Source organism: Kosakonia beeri (assembly GCF_054165705.1).
The window spans coordinates 2,823,217-2,847,658 of sequence record NZ_CM135106.1 but is presented as its reverse complement, the minus strand read 5'-3'; the positions used below and the strand labels follow the sequence as shown (position 1 = coordinate 2,847,658).

At 53.8% G+C, this 24,442-nt stretch carries 18 protein-coding genes; 13 read left to right on the top strand and 5 right to left on the bottom strand.

Going from position 1 to position 24,442, the window contains the following annotated elements; all coding sequences use genetic code 11:
• The first annotated feature begins 211 nt into the window (after positions 1-211).
• From lpxP to ACUY4S_RS13515, 3 genes are all read left to right on the top strand, one after another.
• Positions 212-1,129, top strand: a complete 918-nt coding sequence (lpxP, locus tag ACUY4S_RS13525) for a kdo(2)-lipid IV(A) palmitoleoyltransferase (protein ID WP_312685963.1) — start codon at positions 212-214, stop codon at positions 1,127-1,129.
• Positions 1,130-1,199: 70 nt separating this feature from the next.
• Positions 1,200-1,556: a hypothetical protein gene (locus ACUY4S_RS13520; RefSeq protein WP_458023306.1), complete on the top strand. Its 357-nt coding sequence runs from the start codon at positions 1,200-1,202 to the stop codon at positions 1,554-1,556.
• Positions 1,557-1,668: 112 nt separating this feature from the next.
• Positions 1,669-2,070, top strand: coding sequence for a hypothetical protein (locus tag ACUY4S_RS13515; RefSeq protein ID WP_458023308.1), 402 nt, complete (start codon positions 1,669-1,671; stop codon positions 2,068-2,070).
• Positions 2,071-2,119: 49 nt separating this feature from the next.
• On the opposite strand, the gene ACUY4S_RS13510 is transcribed toward ACUY4S_RS13515, so the two are convergent.
• On the bottom strand, positions 2,120-2,860 hold the full coding sequence (locus ACUY4S_RS13510) for an EAL domain-containing protein (RefSeq protein ID WP_458023310.1): 741 nt from the start codon (positions 2,858-2,860) through the stop codon (positions 2,120-2,122).
• A gap of 634 nt (positions 2,861-3,494) precedes the next feature.
• On the opposite strand from ACUY4S_RS13510, the gene ACUY4S_RS13505 reads away from it, so the two are divergent.
• Complete coding sequence (locus ACUY4S_RS13505) at positions 3,495-5,222, top strand: PilZ domain-containing protein (RefSeq protein WP_458023312.1); 1,728 nt, start codon at positions 3,495-3,497, stop codon at positions 5,220-5,222.
• A 22-nt stretch (positions 5,223-5,244) separates the two neighbouring features.
• On the opposite strand, the gene ACUY4S_RS13500 is transcribed toward ACUY4S_RS13505, so the two are convergent.
• Entirely contained in the window at positions 5,245-6,018 is a 774-nt protein-coding gene (locus tag ACUY4S_RS13500) for an alpha/beta fold hydrolase (RefSeq protein WP_458023330.1), read from the bottom strand.
• Positions 6,019-6,538: 520 nt separating this feature from the next.
• Here ACUY4S_RS13500 and sufA point away from each other — a divergent pair.
• From sufA to ldtE, 7 genes are all read left to right on the top strand, one after another.
• Positions 6,539-6,895, top strand: a complete 357-nt coding sequence (gene sufA / locus ACUY4S_RS13495; protein WP_312685973.1) for a Fe-S cluster assembly scaffold SufA — start codon at positions 6,539-6,541, stop codon at positions 6,893-6,895.
• A gap of 8 nt (positions 6,896-6,903) precedes the next feature.
• Complete coding sequence (gene sufB, locus ACUY4S_RS13490; protein ID WP_312685975.1) at positions 6,904-8,391, top strand: Fe-S cluster assembly protein SufB; 1,488 nt, start codon at positions 6,904-6,906, stop codon at positions 8,389-8,391.
• Between the two features lie 17 nt (positions 8,392-8,408).
• Entirely contained in the window at positions 8,409-9,155 is a 747-nt protein-coding gene (gene sufC, locus ACUY4S_RS13485) for a Fe-S cluster assembly ATPase SufC (protein WP_312685977.1), read from the top strand.
• A complete protein-coding gene (gene sufD / locus ACUY4S_RS13480; protein ID WP_458023314.1) occupies positions 9,130-10,401 on the top strand; it encodes a Fe-S cluster assembly protein SufD in 1,272 nt (423 codons plus the stop codon). The genes sufC and sufD overlap by 26 nt, the downstream gene beginning before the upstream one ends.
• Entirely contained in the window at positions 10,398-11,618 is a 1,221-nt protein-coding gene (gene sufS / locus ACUY4S_RS13475; protein WP_458023316.1) for a cysteine desulfurase SufS, read from the top strand. The genes sufD and sufS overlap by 4 nt, the downstream gene beginning before the upstream one ends.
• A 14-nt stretch (positions 11,619-11,632) precedes the next feature.
• Positions 11,633-12,049, top strand: coding sequence for a cysteine desulfuration protein SufE (gene sufE / locus ACUY4S_RS13470; protein ID WP_458023317.1), 417 nt, complete (start codon positions 11,633-11,635; stop codon positions 12,047-12,049).
• Between the two features lie 98 nt (positions 12,050-12,147).
• Complete coding sequence (ldtE, locus tag ACUY4S_RS13465) at positions 12,148-13,170, top strand: L,D-transpeptidase LdtE (RefSeq protein ID WP_312685983.1); 1,023 nt, start codon at positions 12,148-12,150, stop codon at positions 13,168-13,170.
• Between the two features lie 53 nt (positions 13,171-13,223).
• Here the strand turns inward: ldtE and ACUY4S_RS13460 are convergent, their stop codons facing one another.
• From ACUY4S_RS13460 to ynhH, 3 genes are all read right to left on the bottom strand, one after another.
• Positions 13,224-13,460: a major outer membrane lipoprotein gene (locus ACUY4S_RS13460; protein WP_007374746.1), complete on the bottom strand. Its 237-nt coding sequence runs from the start codon at positions 13,458-13,460 to the stop codon at positions 13,224-13,226.
• A 308-nt stretch (positions 13,461-13,768) separates the two neighbouring features.
• Positions 13,769-15,181, bottom strand: a complete 1,413-nt coding sequence (pykF, locus tag ACUY4S_RS13455; RefSeq protein ID WP_312685985.1) for a pyruvate kinase PykF — start codon at positions 15,179-15,181, stop codon at positions 13,769-13,771.
• A gap of 14 nt (positions 15,182-15,195) precedes the next feature.
• Entirely contained in the window at positions 15,196-15,390 is a 195-nt protein-coding gene (gene ynhH, locus ACUY4S_RS13450; RefSeq protein ID WP_458023321.1) for a protein YnhH, read from the bottom strand.
• A gap of 800 nt (positions 15,391-16,190) precedes the next feature.
• On the opposite strand from ynhH, the gene ACUY4S_RS13445 reads away from it, so the two are divergent.
• A complete protein-coding gene (locus tag ACUY4S_RS13445; protein WP_312685986.1) occupies positions 16,191-17,447 on the top strand; it encodes an autotransporter strand-loop-strand O-heptosyltransferase in 1,257 nt (418 codons plus the stop codon).
• 31 nt (positions 17,448-17,478) lie between these two features.
• Entirely contained in the window at positions 17,479-24,282 is a 6,804-nt protein-coding gene (locus ACUY4S_RS13440; protein WP_458023322.1) for an AIDA repeat-containing protein, read from the top strand.
• Positions 24,283-24,442: the final 160 nt, after the last annotated feature.

Below are 24,442 nucleotides of genomic sequence, written 5' to 3'. Positions count from 1 at the left end.
AACCTGTGTAATTGGAAAGAAAAATTCATTTTTTATTCACTATTCTTTACATAGGTTCTTAGCCGTTCGTGCTATATTGCGCAGCACTGGATGTGTCGCTTCGGTTGACCCCTTTCATGGAAACCGCAGTGAAGTGTTGTAACGCATAATGACCTGATGAAGCGATTCATTGTCTCCTTAAGCGCTACTGAATACCGGCTTTTTGGTGACAATGATGGCTACATTTAAACCCGCATTTTTACACCCACGTTACTGGATCACATGGTTCGGACTTGGGTTTCTCTGGCTCCTTGTGCAACTTCCGTATCCTGTCCTTGCCCGCCTTGGCGCGGGCCTTGGGCTTGCTTCTCGCCCCTTTCTCAAACGCCGCGAGCGCATAGCGCGCCGTAATCTTGAGCTGTGCTTTCCGCTAATGGATGGCGCACTGCGCGACGCTTTGATCGAAAAGAATTTCAAGTCGCTCGGCATGGCGCTAATCGAAACAGGTATGGCCTGGTTCTGGCCGGATCAACGCGTGCGTCGCTGGTTTGACGTTGAAGGCTATCAGCATTTGCAGTCGGCGCAGGCTAGCCAGCGCGGGGTGATGGTCGTGGGCGTACACTTCATGTCGCTGGAGCTCGGCGGCCGGGTGATGGGGTTGTGTCAGCCGATGATGGCAACCTACCGTCCGCACAACAACCCGCTGATGGAGTGGGTACAGACGCGTGGTCGTATGCGCTCGAATAAGTCAATGATCGATCGCCGCAACCTCAAGGGGCTGGTCAATGCACTGAAGCAGGGTGAAGCGGTGTGGTTTGCACCGGATCAGGATTATGGTCGTAAAGGCAGTATTTTTGCGCCGTTCTTCTCAGTTCAAAATGCCGCCACGACCAATGGTACTTTTGTTCTGTCGCGCCTTTCCGGGGCGAAAATGCTGACGGTCACCATGGTGCGTAAAGAAGACAATTCAGGCTACGCGCTGCATATTGGCCAGGCGCTGAGTGATTATCCTGTACAGGACGAATTCGCAGCGGCCAGCTATATGAACCGGGTGATTGAGCGTGAAATCCTGCGCGCGCCGGAACAATATTTATGGATCCATCGCCGCTTCAAAACACGACCTGTCGGCGAGCCTTCTCTTTATAATTAATCAGCACGTTGAACGCCCCGTTTTGGGGCGTTGTACTATTATTTTGCCAATAAACGGCTACGGGATGCATATGATCAGGTTGATTGCGGGCGGCTGCTTGGCCCTGTTTACTGTTTGTAGTTCTGCGGCGGGCATCAGCCTGCTGTGTGATGAGTATACGGCTGTTGTCGATCCGGGTGGATTGACGGTAAATGGCCGCCACTACACCAATCCGCAGGAGAAACCGTATGAAATCTCCGACCAGTACAGCGGGCGCACCCTGACGTACACCGACAGTAACGATCAAAACAGCGATAGCAACTGGGTTTCTATTCATATCATTACCCAGCTTTCCAGTGGCAAAAAAGCTTTTTTCTATTCCGATAATCATCATACGAATGAGAAGGCGATTATCTGTACCCGCAAAGATGAGGTACAGCAGCCCTAACGGGCGATACGCTAAATAGCCACACTAAATGATTGGTTACCTTCTATTTGATTTTCTTATGCAGGGGTATTCTCTGTCACTGCGAGGAACAAGCAAATTAAGGGAAAGGATCATGGATACGTCATTAAAAGGGGTGCCAGCTTCACAGACGGGCTCTGCTGTCGTCAAGGGGAGCTGGAAGGCGAGGGCTGAGCTGCAAAGCGGCACGTTTCAGACGCTCCTGAAGCAGGCCGCAAAAGAAGATAAATCGCAGAAGGCGCCGCCCTTTAGCCGGTTAACCCCCACCACGTTAAAAACTATCGTCACCCAGCTCTCAGCGGGGCAAAGCACCACACCTTCCGCCGGATCGCAACACGCTACTCACCAGGGTAAAAAAGCGCTGACAGATGAACAGAGCGCAATTCTCAGCATCAAAACTACACTGCTTGCCGAACGTGAACGCTACAGTGGCAAAGTGCAGAAACTGGCTAACCCAAAAGACCCGCTACTGGTGTTCAACCTGCTGCGATTGTAGTGACTCCCGGCCTGCTCAGTTATGGGCAGGCTGTTTGTCGCCGATGTTCTCAGAGTCCTTCCAGCAGACGTAACTGACTGTAGGTGAGCGGACGGGACAATGCATAGCCCTGAATGCCTGGCGAGGGATGTTTCTGCAGAAAGTGCAGATCTGCCGACTTCGCGATGCCGGTACAGAACACCGTAATACCTGCAGAGATAAGCGGCCCGATGCAACGGCGTAGCGCAGTAAAGGTTGCAGCATCCTGATGGATATTCTCAATCATGGCGCGGTCAAGGTGGATCGTATCAAAAGATAACTGTGACAGAGTGCTGGCGGGTATTGCGCCGGGCTTGGCCTCGTCCAGCGCCAATAAAAAGCCATATTCTTTAGCCTGTCTTAAATATGTAACGTAATTAATAAGTGGTGCTTTAAGGATCTTCTCGCTTATTGTGATTTCCAGATTCTGAGGTGCAACATTATTCTGCAAACTGCGTTTATAAATGCCTGCCAGGTATTCCATGTTGCCCATCAACTGCGCGGGTAACTTAAAGGAAATTACCAGCGCAGATTTGAGTTTAAGTAAGTTACATGCACTCGCGATAATAAAATCACAAACCTGAAAAAGCGTCTGCGGATGCGTTAACTCAGGCGTGATCTGTTGCGCAGGGATTAAGAAACCTTCGGCATTAAAAAATCTGGCAAGCACTTCATAACGTAGGATTTTATTACCTGAAAGCTGAATAATCGGTTGAAACTCAGCAGTCATCTGCATTTTCTTGCCAGTAAATTCTAAGGTTTGTATTTCCATTATCCCTGATAAGGATCTCCACAAAATGATACAGCATATTGAAAACATATAATTTTTTGATTCTACATGCCGAATGATAACCGTTAAAATTGTTTTGAATGATCGATTACTCTTACTTTGATAGTCTCTATCTATCACTGTTAAGAAAATGATCGCTTAAATCTATAAATAAAACTGGTATTTCAAACTCGTTAGCTTTATTTTGGGATGACCTTTGATTGTTATGATTTTGAGATGGATCTTATCTACTTGTTTTTAGTGCAAGAGGGGCATTGAGGCGCGTCAGTTAAAGCTTATCCTATCGTTTTGTTTTGCATATACCCAGCAAACCTCCGTCAAATAACAATCCATAAATCAAACGGTTGGTTTTTTTATCTCTAATTAACGTACGAATTGTTTATTTCGAATTTAGAAAAATCTTAATCTATTTTTTGTAGTATTAAACAGGCATCATGGATATTAGAATCGGGGCAGGAATGGCCAAAAAATGAGAAAGTGACGTTTCTGCGTCATCTCTGCCCCGCATAACTTGTTGTTGCGGAGCGTATAGGTTCATCTGCGCTGCGCGCATTACAATGATTCGGCCGCGGCCACTGACCCGCGGCGACATCATTTATCATGTAAGGGATAAAGCATGGCGGAACACTGTTCACTCCCACCAGGAAATGTTATCCATTCGTTAATTCAGCATCCGCATATGCTGTCGATTTATGCGCAAGATATGCCTTATGCATTAACTGCGGGCATCAGTGCGCTCGATCAACAAACGAATCGTATGGTGCTCGACATTGAATACGCCGGTAAGGATATCGAAAATTATCTTTTTGAGGGTGGTCTGAACTTCGATCTCGAAGCGGTTAAAGCCGGCGAGGATATTGAGCGCGATACTTATAGCCTGAGCCGTATCCCGGCCAGACTCATAAAAACAGACAGCAAATTCTACCGGTTCGAATGCCAATTACCGGAATCTGCCCTCGTTGAAGAGAGCCGTGGAGAAATACGTATTCCGTTTATTCTTGGAATGCAGGCGCGTGCATCCCTTGATGTTTACTCACAGCAACTCTCCATTCCCGGCCGGGTACGCAATTTATCCGTTGGCGGCTGCATGGTCGAGATTGACCTGTTCGAGAGTATTGCTCTGGAAGTTGGGCAGACTATTTCAGGCATAACGCTGGAGTTTCCTGACGGAGAACGTTTTGACGCGCAGGGCGCTATTCGCCATATCCGCCCGTTTGGTAATAACGGTTATGCCGCAATCGGGATCCAATTTGTCGACCTGACCTCATCCCAGTCCCAGTCGTTATTCCGCTATGTGAATGAGGCGGAAAGGGAGGCCGCGTACCGGACAGGGATCCGCGGCATGATGGTCTACGAATCGCCGCTGTTTATTCCAGGGCAGGGTGAACGTAAAGCCCGGCAGCGTGAAATGCAGGAGCGCGAGAAACGCGCGCGCCAGACGCCAATGGAGCAAGGCGTGATGAAAGTGGCGCACCGCCTGCAGGTGGCGCTGATGTACATGAAAACGCGTAACCGTTTACCGGTTGATATCTTTTATGACTGCGTCGATACGTTGCTTTATCTGCAACAGCAGGATCGCAAGGTACTGCTGTATGCACTTTCCTGCCTGCGCGACGAGCCAGAATGGGTACGGCATGCCATCCAGGTTGCAGCCAGACTGGCTGATATGCTGCGTCTTCGTGACCCGCGCGATCCGCAACTGCGTGAGGCCACGCTAGGTGCCATCATGCATACACTGGGTAAACCGCTTCTGGTCAGCGCCGCGTTGCCTTCCCTGAAAATCAACATGAATGCGCAGCAGAAAGCGCTTCTGCGAACCCATGTTGTTACATTGCTGAACCGTTTACGTGCGCTGGGGTGGACGCCGGGGCTGACCTGCCGCGATGTGATTGAAAATGCCAACGAACGGCTCGATGGCTCAGGTTATCCTGCTGGTAAACGCGGGGCGCAACTTTCCGCGCTGGCACGGCGTTTGTCGGTTATCAAAGCAATCAATAAACAGACGCATGCCCGCAATGGCGAGCCACCGCTCACGCCGCTGGTCGCCTGCCGTAACATTTACCAGGCCGATCACGTTTGGGATCGCGAAGTGATTGTCGAGTATCTGCAAATTTACGGTTTTTACCCGATCGGCAGCCTGGCGAAATACGCCGGCGGTTTTCTTGGCTGGATCAGTGATATCGACAGCAAAGGGAAGCCGGAGGTGGTGCACATCGTGAAGAATTTGCGTTTCCCGGAGAGCACGATCCATTGCGTCGTGTCGAAAGAGGCATTAACCCAGATGGGCGCGCTGGAGGACATTGTTAACCCGGCAGATTACGGCCTGAAAGTGGTTAAACTTTAAGGCCGTGATCACGCGTGGTGTATTACCCGTACTGTTTGAGGAAATCGACAATCAGTTGCGTGACTCTTTCCGGGTTTTCGCGGTTACTGATATGCGCAGCATTCGGGATCAGCGTAAAGTCGCAGCCAAGTTTATCGGCCATTAAACGGCCTTCCGTTGCCGGACGTGGAAGGTCGAGCGCGCCGGTGGCGACATGAACAGGACAGGTAATATTTTCCAGTACGGGCAGGCGGTTTGGGCGACCAAAAATGAGTTTGCCGAGGGGAACAATACTGTTACGCAGCTGTTCTGCGCTGAGCGACGCCAGGGCGCTGTGCAGGTGCTGAACATCTTCCTGGGCAGCGTATCTGGAGTAAAACTGTGCGACCACATACTCCAGCATCGGTGCCGGTATAGCCCCGGTGACGTTGATTGCATTGAGCATCATGAAGTATTGATCTCTCGCTGCCTGCGTTTCATCGCCGATGAACGTATCGAATAGCATCAACGCTCTGACCCTTTCAGGTGCCGCGGCTGCCAGTTCGGCACCCCACATGCCGCCAACGGATAAGCCGACCACCGCGAACTGCTCAATACCCAGCGAATCCATTAATGCCAGATGATCGCGGGCGATATCCGCCATCGATGAGACCGATTCGGGCAGGGCGGGTGATTCGCCATGACCCCATAAATCGCTGGCGATTACGCGAAAATGGCTCGCCAGTGCATCAATCTGCGGCGACCACATAGACTTATCAAACAGATAGCTGTGGCCCAGTAAAACGGGAAATCCTGCACCTGTATCTGAATACGACATTTTTAGCTGCGTCTTCACTCATACTCTCCTTGCGCTATAGAGCCCTCGCGTGGGCACGGATTTTAATCAGCCACATCATAGCTGAGATGCTCACCTACGGTGAAGGAGGCAAAATCCCATTCTGCCAGCCAGGTTTTTGAATTAACGCACCGGGAATGGCGGAGTAAGGATGCGAGGTATGTCCTTGATTCCCGGTTTTGTGATGCAGCTAACTTTTTGATTACTGACTAACTTTTTGATTCAAAGAATTTTTCAACTCCTATCTCAAAAATAGGTATTGCCTATACATCTTTTCTTTTTTAACCGCTTGCTCATGGCTGGCCGTTTAAAGTCATTATTTATCAATTTATTAAACAATTTTTCACTTGTCTGTAAAGCCATTCAGCAGGGTCTATGCTTATAGCAAGTGCCGAAAAAAGGGGCATCGGCGGAATAACCCTTCGGAAAAGAGGTTGAAGTGATAATCATTATCACTAACATAGCGTTATGCCCTTCTGATCTGCTGATGTGAGGTAAAGCGATGGAATCATTTAATCCGGAAGATTTTGCATGGCGCGGGCTCACCATGACGCCTGCTGCTGCAGAACATATTCGTGCTCTGGCTGCGAAACAGGCGGGTGTGCTTGGCGTGCGGCTTGGTATTAAACAGACCGGCTGCGCCGGGTTTGGCTATGTGCTCGATACAGTGACCGAGCCCAGTGCCGATGATTTGCTGTATGAATCTGACGGCGCGCGTCTTTATGTGCCCCTCCAGGCCATGCCGTTTATCGATGGCACCGAAGTGGACTACGTGCGCGAAGGCTTAAATCAGATCTTCAAATTTCATAACCCAAAAGCTCAGCACGAATGCGGCTGCGGCGAAAGTTTTGGGGTATAGGCGGTACTATGTCTCGTAATACTGAAGCAACAGATGATGTCAAAATCTGGACCGGCGGCAACCTCAACTACAAAGAGGGTTTTTTCACCCGCCTGACGACCGATGAGCTGGCCAAAGGCATCAACGAAGAGGTTGTGCGGGCGATCTCGGCCAAGCGTAACGAGCCGGAGTGGATGCTCGAATTTCGCCTGAACGCGTTCCACGCCTGGCTGGAGATGGAAGAGCCGCACTGGCTGAAAGCCCACTACGACAAACTGGATTACCAGGATTACAGCTACTACTCGGCCCCGTCGTGTGGCAACTGCGATGACACCTGTGCTTCGCAACCCGGCGCCGTTCAGCAGACGAATGCCAACGCCTGGTTAACCGAAGAAGTGGAAGAAGCGTTTAACCAGTTGGGTGTACCGGTTCGCGAAGGGAAAGAAGTGGCGGTAGACGCCATTTTTGACTCCGTTTCGGTGGCAACCACCTACCGTGAAAAACTGTCGGAACAGGGGATTATCTTTTGCTCCTTTGGCGAGGCGATCCACGATCATCCGGACCTGGTAAAGAAATACCTTGGCACGGTCGTGCCCTCAAACGACAACTTCTTCGCGGCGCTGAATGCAGCAGTGGCCTCGGACGGTACCTTTATCTACATCCCGAAAGGGGTGCGCTGCCCAATGGAGCTGTCGACCTATTTTCGCATTAATGCAGAAAAAACGGGCCAGTTCGAACGTACCATCCTTGTGGCCGATGAAGGCAGCTACGTCAGTTATATCGAAGGCTGCTCTGCGCCGGTGCGCGACAGTTACCAACTGCACGCGGCGGTGGTGGAAGTGATTATCCACAAAGATGCCGAAGTGAAGTACTCAACGGTGCAAAACTGGTTCCCAGGTGACAATAACACCGGCGGTATCCTCAACTTTGTGACTAAGCGCGCGCTGTGTGAGGGCGACAACAGCAAGATGTCGTGGACGCAGTCTGAAACCGGTTCGGCCATTACCTGGAAATACCCGAGCTGCATTCTGCGTGGTGATAACTCGATTGGCGAGTTCTTCTCCGTAGCGCTGACCAGTGGACATCAGCAGGCCGACACCGGCACCAAAATGATCCACATCGGTAAAAACACCAAATCGACGATTATTTCGAAAGGGATCTCGGCCGGACACAGCCAGAACAGTTATCGCGGCCTGGTGAAAATCATGCCGACGGCCACCAATGCCCGTAATTTTACCCAGTGTGACTCCATGCTGATTGGCCCCGACAGCGGCGCACATACGTTCCCTTATGTTGAGTGCCGCAATAATAGCGCGCAGCTGGAGCACGAAGCGACCACATCACGTATTGGTGAAGATCAACTGTTCTACTGCCTGCAACGTGGCATCAGCGAAGATGACGCGATCTCAATGATTGTTAACGGCTTCTGTAAAGACGTGTTCTCTGAGCTGCCGCTGGAGTTTGCCGTCGAAGCGCAAAAATTGCTGGCTATCAGCCTTGAACACAGCGTCGGTTAAGGATTAAGGGACAATAAATGTTAAGTATTAAAGATTTGCAGGTGAGTGTTGAAGATAAAGAGATCCTGCGTGGTCTGAGTCTGGAGGTTCGCCCTGGGGAAGTGCATGCCATCATGGGGCCGAATGGCTCCGGCAAGAGCACGCTTTCGGCAACGCTGGCCGGGCGTGAAGATTATGAAGTTGTTAGCGGCAGCGTGGCGTTTAAAGGCAAAGATCTGCTTGCGCTTTCACCGGAAGACCGGGCAGGCGAAGGCGTGTTTATGGCTTTTCAATATCCGGTCGAGATCCCCGGCGTCAGCAACCAGTTTTTCCTGCAAACGGCGCTCAATGCGGTGCGTAAATATCGCGGCGAAGAGGCCCTGGATCGTTTTGACTTTCAGGATCTTATGGAAGACAAAATTAAGCTGCTGAAAATGCCGGAAGATTTGTTAACCCGCTCGGTAAACGTGGGTTTCTCTGGCGGTGAGAAGAAGCGCAATGACATTCTGCAAATGGCGGTACTGGAGCCGGATCTGTGCATTCTGGATGAAACCGACTCGGGGCTGGATATTGATGCGCTGAAAATTGTTGCCGACGGCGTAAATGCGCTACGCGATGAGAAGCGGGCTTTTATTATCGTTACGCACTACCAGCGGATCCTTGATTACATCAAACCCGACTTTGTGCATGTGTTGTATCAGGGGCGCATTGTGAAATCGGGCGACTTCACCCTGGTTAAGCAACTGGAGGAGCAGGGCTATGGCTGGCTTACCGAACAGCAGTAACGCACTGCAGCAGTGGCATCACCTGTTTGAAAAGCAGGGCGGTACCCGCTCCGACATCGCGCAGCAACACCTGCAACAGCTGCTGCGACTGGGGCTACCGACGCGCAAACAGGAAAACTGGAAATACACGCCGCTTGATGGCTTGCTGAACAGCCAGTTTGTGGCGACGACGGCCCCCGTCAACGCGCAACAGCTTGCAGCACTGGCCTTGCCGGTGGAGGCCATACGGCTGGTGTTTATCGATGGTGAGTTTAACGCCGCCTTAAGTGATGATACTGCTGGTTCCGGTTTCGACGTGTCGTTTGTGGATGCGCGGCAGAATTTGCCTGCACCGGTACAGCCAGAAGTGTTCCTGCATTTAACGGAAAGCCTGGCGCAGGGCGTGACCTGGATTAAGGTGGCACGTGATCAACGGCCTTCTAAGCCGTTGCTCTTAATGCATATCACTCAGGGCGTGGCGGGTGAGGAGATGAACACCGCGCACTATCGCCACCATCTGGAACTGGCGCAGGGTGCGGAGGCGACAATCTATGAGCACTATGTCAGCCTCAACGCGCAGCCGCATTTTACCGGTTCGCGCCTGACAATGAACGTTGCGGCCAATGCGCACTTGCACCACGTCAAACTGGCGTTTGAAAACCCGGTGAGTTACCACTTTGCGCACAACGATATCTGGCTGACGGATGACGGTTCTGCAGAGAGCCACAGTTTTCTGCTGGGGGGCGCGGTGTTGCGCCATAACACCAGTACGCAACTGAATGGCGAAAACACGCAACTCAATATCAATAGCCTGGCAATGCCGGTGAAAACGGAAGTCTGCGACACCCGCACCTGGCTGGAGCACAACAAAGGCTACTGTAACAGCCGCCAGTTACATAAAACCATTGTCAGCGATAAAGGCCGGGCAGTGTTTAACGGCCTGATAAATGTGGCACAGCACGCCATTAAAACCGATGGGCAGATGACCAACAACAACTTGCTGCTTGGGCGTCTGGCGGAAGTGGACACCAAGCCACAACTGGAAATTTACGCCGACGACGTGAAATGCAGCCACGGTGCCACCATTGGCCGAATTGACGATGAGCAGATGTTTTACCTGCGCTCGCGCGGTATTGATCAGCAGGCGGCGCAGCAAATGATTATCCATGCCTTTGCCGCAGAGCTGACAGAAGCTATCCGCGACGAAGCGCTGAAACAACAGGTGCTGGCGCGTATCAGCCAGCGCCTTGCAGGGGGCGTAGCATGAGTTTTCCCGTTAACAACGTGCGTGCCGATTTCCCGGTGCTGCAGCGTGAAGTGAACGGATTGCCGCTGGCGTATCTTGACAGTGCCGCCAGCGCGCAAAAACCGAATCAGGTCATTGACGCGGAAGCGGAGTTTTTCCGCCACGGCTATGCGGCAGTCCACCGCGGCATTCACACCCTGAGCGCTGAAGCCACACAGCGTATGGAGAATATTCGTGTGCAGGCGGCGGCATTTCTCAATGCCCGCTTGCCGGAAGAACTGGTGTTTGTGCGTGGCACGACTGAGGGCATCAACCTGGTAGCGAACAGCTGGGGGAACAGCCAGGTTCGCGCGGGGGATAACATCATCATTACCGCGATGGAGCACCACGCCAATATTGTGCCATGGCAAATGCTGTGTGAGCGGGTGGGCGCGCAGTTACGCGTGCTCCCGCTGAACCAGGATGGCACATTACAACTGGAAGTGCTGCCGACATTGCTTGACGAGCGCACCCGCTTACTGGCGGTTACGCATGTGTCTAACGTGCTCGGTACCGAAAACCCGGTGGCGGAGATCATTGCCGCTGCGCATCAGTTCGGGGCGAAAGTGCTGGTGGATGGCGCGCAGGCGGTAATGCATCATCCTGTCGATGTACAGGCGCTGGATTGTGATTTTTATGTCTTTTCGGGTCATAAGCTCTATGGCCCAACGGGCATTGGTGTGCTGTATGTCAAAGAGGCGATCCTCAATGATATGCCACCGTGGGAAGGCGGCGGCGCCATGATCGCCACAGTTAGCCTGACCGAAGGCACGACCTGGGCAAAAGCACCATGGCGTTTTGAAGCAGGCACGCCCAATACTGGCGGGATCATCGGACTGGGGGCGGCCCTTGATTATGTAACGGCGCTGGGGCTAGACGCGATTGGTGAGTATGAGCAAACGTTAATGCACTATGCCTTAACATCGCTGGCGGATGTGCCGGATCTCACGCTGTATGGCCCGGCACAACGCCAGGGAGTCATTGCTTTTAATTTGGGTAAGCACCACGCTTACGACGTTGGCAGCTTCCTGGATAATTACGGCATTGCGGTGCGTACCGGGCATCACTGCGCCATGCCGCTGATGGCATTCTACAATGTGCCCGCCATGTGCCGTGCGTCACTCGTTATGTACAATACGGAAGAAGAGGTGGATCGTCTGGTAGCAGGCCTGAAACGTATTCATCAGTTACTGGGCTAACTTAAGAGGCGAACATGGCGGTATTACCGGATAAAGAGAAATTGCTGCGCAATTTTGGCCGTTGTGCCAACTGGGAAGGAAAGTATCTTTATATTATTGAACTCGGTCAGCGACTGCCGGCCTTAAGCGACGAAGATCATAACTCTCAGAACCTTATTCAGGGTTGCCAGAGCCAGGTGTGGATTGTCATGCATCGCAACGAGGCCGGGGTCATTGAACTGGCCGGTGATAGTGATGCCGCGATAGTCAAAGGACTTATTGCGATTGTCTTTGTGCTGTATCAGCAGATGACTGCGCAGGATATTGTCGCGTTTGATGTACGCCCATGGTTTGAACAGATGTCGTTAACGCAACATCTCACCCCCTCCCGCTCGCAAGGGCTTGAAGCCATGATCCGCGCTATCCGCAACAAAGCTGCAAACATTAGCTAAACTCTAAAAACAGCTTCCATCCTGTGATGCGAGGTGATATTCACCTCGCATGGGCTTTCAGCATTCTGGTGGCTTGCCAGTGAATACAGGAACTACACATGAAACGCGTCTCTCTTCTTTCTCTGTGCTTTTTCGGCGCGGTTAGCGCAACCCAACTGGCCTGTGCGGCGGAGTACTCATTGCCAGCGGATAGCAGCCGTCTCCTTGGTCAGAACCAGACGTACACCGTGCAAGCCAGCGATAAAAATTTACAGGCCATTGCCCGGCACTTTGATACGGCCGCGATGTTGATTCTGGAAGCCAACGACACTATCGCGCCCGTGCCGCGCCCGGGTACGGTCGTTACCATTCCTTCGCAATTGCTGTTGCCGGATACGCCGCGCGAGGGGATTGTGGTGAACCTCGCAGAGCTGCGGCTTTACTACTTCCCGCCGGGTAAAAACAGTGTGCAGGTCTATCCTATCGGTATTGGTCAACAGGGGCTGGAAACGCCGGTTTCGGTGACCCGCATTAGCCAGAAAATCCCCAATCCGACCTGGACACCCACCGCGGGCATTCGGGCACGCTCACTGGAGCGGGGCATTGAACTCCCGCCCGTGGTGCCAGCAGGGCCGAATAACCCGCTGGGGCGCTTTGCGCTGCGCCTGGGGATGGGGCAGGGTGAATATCTTATCCACGGCACCAATGCGCAGGATAGCGTAGGATTGCGCGTCAGTTCTGGCTGTATCCGTATGAGCGCACCAGATATTCAGGCGCTTTTTGCGCAGGTTGCAGCGGGTACGCGGGTCGCTATTATCAATGAACCGGTGAAATATGCAGTCGAACCGGATGGCCGGCACTATATTGAAGTGCATCGTCCGTTGTCGCAAACCGTTGAAGAGGACACGCAACGTTCGCCTATCGCGATTTCCGCCACGCTGGCGACATTGATCGATCAGTCCGGCGGCGACAGGCAGTGGGTTACTAAAGCGCTGAATCGTCGTGCCGGTTACCCGGTGGCCATTCCGGCAGGGAAATCCGCGTCAGTGACGGAGAGCGTAGTTTCAGCGCAAAACAGCGACGATAAAATGGCAACAGATACGGCAACAGATCAGCAGACGGGGACACAACGGGGCGGGTAAATAGCAGGCAAAAAAAATGGCGCACAATGTGCGCCATTTCATCACAGGTACTCTTACTTACGGTAAGAATGAGCCTGGTTGTCCAGACGCTGGTTAGCGCGAGCTGCGTCGTCTTTAGCAGCCTGAACGTCGGAACGGATTGCGTTCACGTCGTTGCTCAGCTGGTCAACTTTAGCGTTCAGAGTCTGAACGTCAGAAGACAGCTGATCGATTTTAGCGTTGCTGGAGCAACCAGCCAGCAGAGTAGAACCCAGGATTACCGCGCCCAGTACCAGTTTAGTACGATTCATTATTAATACCCTCTAGATTGAGTTAATCTCCATGTAGCGTTACAAGTATTACACAAAGTTTTTTAGGTTGAGAATATTTTTTTGATGGGAATCCACTTAAATTTGATCGTTCGCTCAAAGAAGCACCGACTTTTAGAAAAAAGTTAAAAAACGTCTGTTAAAACAGCACAATCTCATCGGATTCATCTTAGATAATGTCGCGATTAAATAGTGAAAGCCTATTTGCTTTTTTATTTATGGCGGTATTCAGAATATAAAAAAAGCGCCACAAGGGCGCTTTTTTTATCAACGATGAATGTCCGGTTTTATTACAGAACGTGGACAGACGCCGTGTTGGTGGTACCGCTCGGAACCAGCGCGCCGGAAACCATAACGACCACGTCGCCTTTGGCTGCCAGACCGCTTTCCAGCGCTACCTCTTTACCCAGACGGTAGAAATCATCGGTAGAGGAGATCTCTTTCACCAGCTGCGCGACAACGCCTTTGCTCAGCACTAACTGACGTGCGGTCACTTCGTTAGTGGTCAGGGCCAGAATGGTGGCATCCGGGAAGTATTTGCGCACGGCACGTGCAGATTTACCGCCCTGGGTTGCAACGACAATCAGCGGTGCTTCCAGTTTTTCAGCCGTTTCAACCGCGCCACGGCACACCGCTTCGGTGATGCGCAGTTTACGGCTGTCGTTGTTGAAGTCCAGACGGCTGGTCATCACGCGGTCGGTGCGTTCGCAGATGGTCGCCATGATAGAAACGGCTTCCAGCGGATATTTACCTTTTGCAGACTCACCAGACAGCATCACGGCATCGGTACCGTCAAGGATGGCGTTCGCCACGTCGCCAGCTTCTGCGCGGGTCGGACGCGGGTTTTTGATCATTGAGTCCAGCATCTGGGTAGCAGTGATCACCACTTTGCGCGCGCGGATACATTTTTCGATCATCATCTTCTGGGCGAAGATTACTTCTTCAACCGGGATTTCAACACCCAGATCGCCACGGGCAACCATGATGCCGTCGGAGGCTTCGAGAATTTCGTCGAAGTTGTTCAGGCCTTCCTGGTTTTCAATTTTGGAGATGATCTGAATGTGCTCGCCACCGTGTGCTTTCAGGTGTTCGCGAATTTCGACTACGTCGGAACGTTTACGAATAAAGGATGCTGCAACGAAGTCAACGCCTTGTTCGCAGCCGAAAATCAAATCTTGTTTGTCTTTTTCAGCCAGCGCTGGCAGGGCGATGGAAACGCCAGGCAGGTTTACGCCTTTGTTTTCGCCAAGATCGCCGTTGTTCAGCACTTTACAGATAACTTTGTTGCCTTCTATGGCAGTCACTTCCATACCGATCAGACCATCGTCAACCAGTACGGTGTTGCCGACGCTCAGGTCGCTGGTGAAGCCTTCATAGGTGACGGCGACGGTATCGGCGTTGCCGACGACAGATTTGTCGGTGGTGAAGGTGAAGGTCTGGCCGGCTTTCAGAGAAACATCATTGCCGCCTTCCAGTTTAATGGTGCGGATTTCAGGGCCTTTGGTGTCCAGCAGGATTGCCGCTTTTTTCCCGGTTTTGCTCATCACGTTGCGCAGATTCTGGATGCGCTGGCCGTGCTCAGCATAATCACCGTGAGAGAAGTTCAAACGCATGACGTTCATGCCCGCGTCTAGCATCTTCGCCAGCATCTCTTCGGATTCGGTTTTTGGACCGATGGTGCAAACAATTTTGGTCTTTTTCATGACAGTTCTGGTCTTTAAGTTTGAGTTGAGAAGGATATGGAAATCACGCTCCGGGTAGCGCACGGCTCCGGAGTCAAACCTGTGTTGCGAAAAGAGCGATGCCACAGACTAAGGATAGGTGACATCAAAAAAGCGTGCAGAGTAATGTGTGCCTGAGATTCAGCCAGATCGGGGAAAAATTGATGTGAGTTATTTGTTTTACAGTTCAATCAGCTGAATCCATTCAAATTAGGATGGCGGCATTATAGCGTCCACGTAGACAGAAAGGAATTAAAAACGCTGTTTCAAAATACGAAATTATCGTCATCCTCCTTTTGTTGTGTAACCGTTATCACAAAATTGCGCAACCGTTGCGTGAGCGAGACGGCATAGGGCCTGGCCATTGCGTTGATATCAGTTTTCCCCCTTTTTAGGCAACGTTTGAGGCAACGTTATTTTCGGCTACAGCCGGGTTTATATATTCTCGCTTTTATGGTGACTTAAAAATAATCAATCGGATTGTTCCGTTTGTTATTTTATATGAAGGTTGTCAGTCCTGAATTAAATAAAAGAGAGCGCTTCGGCTTGCTTGTAAAATAACAGATGAGGCGATTTTGTTTTGCTCTACATTCTGATCTTAGCGAGGCGGATATATCTTCATAATGCCATCCAGAGAGGCGAGGATATATTTCATATTTCCAGTGATTGTCACTTTTTCGCACTAAATTTGCTTTAAGGATAATCCTAAATTTCTTGCTTTTGATGAGTGGTAAGTGGTTGTTTTTTCGATGTTATTGAGATCGGGCTTAAAAATGTTCAAAAACTAAGTTATTGATATATAGAGATCTTAAGCTTTAGAAAGAATTTGCAATAAATCTCCTTATTACTACCATTAATCGACTCTTAACGAGACTCAATAAATTTATAAAGACATTCACTCCGGATTATTGCATCCGGAGGTCGGCTGGTGCCCGCTTATTATTTACTACCAGCCTTATTTAATGCGTTTACTCATGATTAAGGTTAGGCGATGACGACTTCCGCAGTGGTTGGTCATGGATATGCTTTTATTTCACCGCCAGAAATTCCTACTCAGCAGGGGCCAATGGGTATCCTGTATGATTTTAATGACGGCGCCCGGTTACTGTTGCCGCCCGGCAACTGGCGGGTAGAAATAAGCGATGAAGAAACGGGAAATATTCTGTTTTCCGACGATGTCGCGCAGGGCTGGGTGATCAGCACAAAAAAGTATTACGTGCGGTTTCGTCTGCGGGTCTGGGACGGTGTTCAGTCGGAACCCGTGCTGGATCACGTTCTGGACATGCGCGGCAAAAAGGTACTGGTTTCATTTCCCTGCGGTACGCTGGGTGACCTCATTGGCTGGCTACCCTACGCCGAACGCTTTCGACAGACATACCAGTGCAACGTTGATTGCACCATGGCACAGCCCATCGTCGATCTTTTTAAGCCTGTCTATCCGCAGCTCAATTGCTTTACCCCTGAAGCCTGGCAGGCCGGGCCGGGCGTGAGCGAGCCGCCCTATGCCAGTTGGCGCGTCGGGCTGTTTTTTCATGGCGATCTCAACAAACAGCCATTTGATTTTCGAGCCGTTGGTCTGCACCGCAGTGCCGGGCATATTCTCGGCGTCGACCCTACGGAAATTGTTCCGGATCTGCGCCAGCGCAGCCCACGTCGTATCGCCGAACCCTACGTCTGCATTGCGACTCAGTCCACCAGTCAGGCCAAATTCTGGAACAACGGCAGCGGCTGGCATGAAGTGATCGACTATCTCAAAGAGCAGGGTTACCGCGTGTTGTGTATCGACAAAGAGCGCGTGGTAGGCCGCGGTTACATTTGGAACAAAATCCCCCACGGCGCCGAAGATTTCACCGGCGATCTGCCCCTCGCTGACCGCGTAGCGCTGCTGGAGCACGCCGAATTTTTTATCGGCCTCGGCAGTGGTCTCTCCTGGCTTGCGTGGGGCTGTCGTATTCCGGTGGTGCTAATCAGTGGATTCAGCCTGCCGAACAGCGAATTTCATACACCCTGGCGCGTCATCAACACGCATGTCTGCAACGGCTGCTGGGATGACGTGCGGCTTAATTTTGATCATCAGGACTATTTCTGGTGTCCGCGCCACAAAGGCACGGAACGCCAGTACGAATGCACTCGTTTTATCACTGGCAAGCAGGTCATCGGCCATCTTCGTCGGCTGATTGCCCTGCAAAGCAATCCCTTTGGCATCAAAACAACAGCATTGGCAGACCCCGATCAACACGCCGCCTGACGGATGAGAGACGGGTTTCGAGGACATTTAAATGAAGAAGAGTCTTAACTGCAGTTACCGGCTGGTGTGGAATGACGTTCAGCGGGCGTTTGTGGTGGTTTCAGAACTGACCCGGGCGAAAGGCAAGCGTGCAAGCGGCGCGGTGTTAATCGCAGCGGCGGTGGGCGGCATGTTTGCTAGCAGCGGGGCGATGGCGTTCACCGAGGATGTCACCGGATCGACTCGGGATGAGGTAGTACAGGAGGGCGTACAGAACGTACGCACCGGTGGGTTAACTACCAACCACACTATCGGCAACCGCGGCATCCAGATAGTGGCGGGTGGCCAGACGGTGGATACCCGCGTTCAGAATGGCGGCTCGCAGATTGTGCGTCAGAACGGCCAGACGACCGGGACCGTTGTCACTGACGGGACTCAAATTGTTGAAGTAGACGGGACAGCAACGGGTTCGCAGCTTAACAGCGGCGGCAAGCAGGCGGTCGCCGGTATGGCTAATGGCACCGTTGTCGGTGCTGGCGGTGTGCAAACGGTGCTGCAGAGCGGGGTGGCAAGCCAGACGATTATTAACAATGGCGGCGTGCAAGCCGTTAACGGCAGTTCAGCGCAGGGCGTCATTAACGCTGGCGGCATTCAGCTCATCAACAGTGGTGGTTTTTCTCAGGACGCAACGGTCAACAGCGGCGGTGTCCAGCACGTTAACGTCGGCGGTTCCGCTGCCGACACCGCCATCTTTGGCGGCGGCAGGCAAGTCGTGGCCGGCACGGTATCCGGTGCTCACCTCAACGACGGTGGCGCACAGCTGGTTCAGCAAACCGGCAAAGCGACCGGCACTATCATCAACAACCGCGGTACGCAGACCGTAGACGGCACCGCTATCTCCGCAGTTGTCAACAGCGGCGGTACCCAACTGGTGCATAGCGGCGCGCTGGCGGCGGGCACCGCCGTGAACAGCGGTGGGGTTCAGCATATCAATCAGGGCGGGGCAGCCTCCGACGGCGTAGTGTTTGGCGGCGGCACCCAGGTGGTCGCGGGGACCGCATCCGGCACCAGCGTCAACGATGGCGGTGCGCAGCTGGTGCAGCAAACTGGTAAATCGACCGGTACCATCATCAACAATCGTGGCACGCAAACTGTAGACGGCCAGGCCATCTCCTCAATCGTCAATACTGGCGGTACACAGCAGATTAATCGCGGCGGACTGGCGACAGGCGGCGTGGTGAACACCGGTGGGCTGCAGCATATTAGCGAAGGCGGTGCGGCATCCGATGCCATTTTGCTCGGCGGCACACAACTGGTGGAAGGCGCAGCCTCTGGCACCGTCATCAATAACGGCGGGCTGCAACAGATTCACGCCAGTGGCATGAGCAGTGATGCGGTAGTTAACGCTGGCGGCGAACAAGATGTCGATGGCGTCTCGTTCTCAGCAGAAGTGAATGACGGTGGTCTGCAAAAAGTCCGCAGCGGCGGTGCCGCCACCAGCGCGGTGATCAACAGCGGTGGTATTCAAAATGTGCTCTCAGGCGGGTCAACCGCTTTCACCACGCTGTTGGGCGGTATTCAGCAACTGGCGGGCGTGGCGGCAGACACCATTATCGGTGCAGGCGGCGTACAACACGTGCAGGTGGGCGGCAGCGCCACCGGGTCGCTGATCAACGATGGCGGCCTGCAGCGCGTGGACGGTACAGCCACCTCATCGGTTATTTATGACGGCGGCACCCAACTGGTGAACCGTGGTGGGCTGGCAGATAACGCTACCGTTAACAGCGGCGGTCTGCAGCACATCAATGAAGGCGGCGCCGCGTCCGACACCACGGTGTTTGGCGGCGGTCGGCAAGTTGTTGCCGGCACGGCCTCCGGTACCAGCATCAACGACGGCGCTTACCAGCTTGTCCAGGCTACCGGTAAAGCCACCGATACTATTATCAACAGCGGCGGCACGCAGGCGGTAGACGGCACGGCGATCTCCGCCGTGGTCAATGATAGCGGTGTTCAACTGATCCACTCCGGCGCGCTTGCCGCGGGCTCGCTGGTTAACGCCGGTGGTCTGCAGCACATCAACGAAGGTGGCGCAGCCTCAGATGCGCTGCTGTATGGCGGCACCCAGATTGTTGAGGGTACGGCTTCCAACACCCGTGTGGACTCAGGCGGTGTGCAGCAGGTTCACGTTACCGGGAAAACGACGGACAGCAAAATCTATGACGGCGGTTTCCAGGATGTTGACGGCACGGCTAATGGCACTGTCGTCTATACCGGTGGCAAACAGTTGATCCGCAGCGGCGGTCATGCGAACAACACTCGCGTCGATAAAGATGGCGTACAGATTGTGCGTGCCAACGGTGCGGCTTCCAAAACGACGCTGCTGGGCGGAACGCAACTGGTAGCCGGGCTGGCGGGCGACACGGTCATCGGCGACGGCGGCATTCAGCACGTCCAGGTGGGCGGTCTTGCTACAGGGGCGCTTATCAACAGCGGTGGTCTGCAGCGTGTGGATGGTTCGGCAACCTCTGCTGTCGTGAATAACGGCGGCGTGCAACTGGTGAACAGCGGTGGGCTGGCCGCTGGCTCCATCATCAACAGCGGTGGTTTGCAGCACATCAACCTTGGCGGCGCGGCCTCTGATGGCACCATCTTCGGTGGCGGTAAACAACTGGTAGCAGGAACCGCGTCCGGAACCAGCATCAGCGATGGCGGTCTGCAGATTGTGCAGGCTACCGGCAAAACCACCAACACCATCATCAACAGCGGCGGTGTTCAGAGCGTGGATGGCGATGCCACCTCATCGGTGGTACGCAACGGCGGCACCCAACTAGTGAATAAAGGTGGCCTGGCGACAGATACCACGGTCAACAGCGGCGGCCTGCAGCACATCAATCTCGGCGCTGCGGCGGCTGGGGGCACCATCTTCGGCGGCGGAAAACAGGTGGTGGCGGGCACGGCGGCGGGTACCAGCCTGAATGATGGCGCCTATCAAATCGTTACCACCAGCGGGAAAGCGACCGGCACCCTGATCAACAGCGGCGGTGTGCAGAGCGTCGATGGCAACGCGACGTCGGCGGTGGTGCGCAACGGTGGCACCCAACTGGTGAATCAAGGTGGCCTGGCGGCAGGCACCACAGTGAACAGCGGCGGTCTGCAGCACATCAGCCTCGGCGGCGCGGCATCTGACGGCACCATCTTCGGTGGCGGCAAGCAGGTGGTAGAAGGTACTGCCTCCGGTGCCAGTCTGAATAATGGTGGTATGCAGTTGGTGACCGCGAGCGGTAAAACCACCGAAACCCATATCAACAGCGGTGGCGTACAGAGCGTAGACGGCACGGCCATTTCCTCAGTGGTGAATGACGGCGGTCTGCAACTCGTCAACTACGGCGGCCTCGCAGCGGGCTCGATCGTGAATAACGGTGGGGTGCAGCACGTTTCCGCCGGCGGTGCGGCGTCTGACGGCACGGTGTTTGGCGGTGGTACCCAACTGGTAGAAGGCGCTGCGTCTGGCACCAGCATCAGCGACGGCGGGGTACAACTGGTAACCAAGAGCGGTCAGGCCAGCGGCACGCTGATTAACAGCGGTGGCGTACAGCGAGTCGACGGGCAATCGTTCGACGCGGTGATTAATAACGGTGGCCTGCAAATCGTTGACCCGTACGGCTGGTCACGCCAGAGCGTCATTAACGCTGGCGGAACGCAGATCCTCAGCAACGCCGCAGTGGCGATCTCCACCGTGTTGAACGGCGGTGAGCAGCACATCAATAACGGCGCAAAATCCTTTGCTGCGCGCCTGCTGGGCGGTACGCAGAATATCGGCAGCGGCGGGCAGGCCTATGAAACACGCGTCGAGAAGGGAGGTGTGCAGAACGTTAACTCGGGCGGTTACACCTACGGTGGGACCATCTCCACTGGTGGCAGACAAAACGTTGCCTCCGGCGGCGTCACTGACTTCACCTTTGTCGATGGCGGCTTGCAAGTGGTTGATGGAACGTCGATTGTCAGCATCGTGAAAAACGGCGGACGTCAGGTGATTAACAAAAACGCCAATGCTGAAGTCTCTGTGGTGATTGATGGTGGCATTCAGGAGGTCTTCGGCACGACCACCGGGTCGGAAATCACCAATGCAGAACAGCGTATCTATGACGGGGGTTCAGCGACCTCTACCGTGCTCAGCGACGGTGCGGTGCAGGGGATTTACGACGGTGCCGTAGTGACCGATACCCGTAACCGCAACAGTATTCAGAACCTGTACAGCGGTGGGCGTGCGGAAAACACCCTGATGGATAATTTTGCGGTGCAGAATATCGCGGCGGGTGCAACGGCAGTGAAAACCTCGATGATCAACTCCAGCCAGCAGAATGTTCGCGGCAGTGCGGTTGATACCGACCTTTCCGCGAACGGTGTGCAGAATATCTACCGGGGCGGGACCGCAACTCGCACCGCGATCTACGAGCGCGGCATCCAGAATATTTACAGCGGAGGTTCATCGGTGCTTGCTGTCATCCAGGCCGGCGGGATCCAGAATGTGCTTAACGGTGGGACCTCCATCAGCACCACCATTAACGATGGCGGCACCCAGAACGTAAGCAGTGGCGGGACGGTCATCTCCACCCTCATCCGTGAGGGCGGGATCCAGAACGTTAATGATGGCGCGATCGTTATCGACAACAGGGTAGTGGGCGATCAGGTGGTCAATCAGGGCGGCACCGTTGCCTCGTCAACCGTCAGCGAAAATGGCACCCAAAGCGTCACTTTCGGCGGCACGGCTATTGCTACTACGGTTAGCAAAGGCGGCGCCCAGTTCGTTCGCGCCGGGGGCGTGGCGGATCTGACAGCGATTGAAAGCGGCGGCATACTGGCGCTGGAAGATGGCGCAACGGTCACCAATATCAACCTTAATAGCGGCGCAGCGCTGATGGCGGGCACTGACACCACGCTCACCGGCACCAACGCGCTTGGCAGTTTCTCCATTGCCAATAGTGTTGCGGAAAACGTACTGCTGGAAAGTGGCGGCCTGCTATTGGTTGCTGCAGATGGCAGTGCCAACAACACCGTGGTAAGCGAGAACGGTACACTGAGCGTTGCCGAGGGCGGTATGCTGACCGGCGTAACCCAGGTCAACGACGGCGCAACGCTTGCCGGTAACGTTAACAACAGCGGCGAACTGCATATCACCACGGATACCAGCGACAATACCGTTAACGCGGCCATTATCGGTAACGGTACGCTCTATAAAGAGGGTGATAACACCCTGACCCTGAGCGGTGTGCTTGAACAATCTGGCGGTACCTACCTGCAGAGCGGCACCCTGGTATTCAGCGGGCTGGATGCCGTGACTGACATCATCGCCCAGAGCGGCACCTCACTACAGCTGACCAACGGCACCTCGCTGACCGGGATGATTGACCCGACAGATCTGACCATTGATGCCGGATCAAACTGGCTGATGACCGCTAATTCCCTGCTCGATAACCTGACGCTGGGCGGTTCGATTGATTTCCAGGCACCGACCGGGACCTTCGTTCCGAAAACCCTGACGGTCACCAATCTGGTAGGCAATGGTGGCACCATTACCCTGAACACGCTGTTTAACGGCAATACCGCAGTGAGTGACAGCCTGGTGCTGGACGGCGGCACAGCTACCGGTAATACACAGATTGCCATCCGTAGTCAGGGCGGTCTGGGGGCACGTACTACCGGAAACGGTATTCAGGTGGTGAATGCCATCAACGGCGCGACCACTACCGATGATGCCTTCAGTCTTAGCGGCAGCCTGCAGGCAGGTGCATATAACTACACCCTGCAACAGGGCAGTGCCGACCAGAGCTGGTATCTGACGACTGCTGACGCCGGCAGCAATGAGAACGGTCCGCAGAACTACCGTTCGGCGATGTATCTCTATAACTCCGTCTATGCTCAGGCCATGGACTACGACAGTGCGCTGCTCGGTTCACTGGATGCCCGTCGCTATGCGGCACGTACCGCAGCCGAAAGTGGTAGCAACATGTGGGCCCGTTTCCAGGCCGGCCAGATGAGCCACGATCACGGCAGCAACGATCTGCGCAGCGGCAACACACCAGACAGTAAAGGCGGCTATACCTTCCTGCAAATCGGGAGCGATCTGTGGCAGGGATCGGCTTCTACCATGGAGTGGAGCGTTGGCGTATACGGTGCGGCGGGACTTTCTGCCGTCGACGTGCAGCGTAACAACAAGTCGAAAGCCGGTACGGTACGCGACGATGCTTACAGCGGTGGCCTCTATCTCAACGGTGTGCATGAGAGTGGCTGGTGGATGGATGTGGTGGCCCAGGGTACACGCCACAACTTCGATACCAACCCGCGCGACGGCGACGGCCTCAAAACCCACGGCTGGGGCTACGTTGGCTCCTTCGAAACCGGTCTGCCGTTTGAGATTGGCGGCGGTCTGATGCTGGAACCGCAGGTGCAGTACCAGTATCGCGGAGTAAACCTGAAAGATGGTAATGATGACGTAGCAAACGTGCAGTTTGGCGACGGTCACAGCCAGCAAGTACGTGCCGGTCTGCGTCTGGGTAACAACGCGACGCTGAAAGAGACTGGCAAACCCGTACCGGTAAGCTGGTGGGTGCGTCCATCCTTTATCCAGACCTTTGATTCGAAGGGCACGCTGAACGTCAACGCGCCAGGCGTAGCAGGCAGTGAGGTCGCATTTAATCCGGATCAGGACGGGGCAGCGGCAGCACTGGATGTCGGCATCGACGGCCAGATCCGCGACAACGTTACCCTCGGAGTGCGCGCAGGCTATACCCGGAGCATCAACGATGCGGGCACCGGGGGCTACGGCGGTCAAATCACGCTGAAAGTCGGTTTCTGATAGCCAGACTGTAAAACGAAAAGCCGCGCCGAAAGGTGCGGTTTTTTTATGCCTGTTTTTTCAGCGAATACGGAAAGGTTGCATGATTACTGTCGCTAAGGTGCGGCAGTGGTATTTATGCTGAGATGAAAAACCGGGAAAGAAACTGAGATTTACTAAG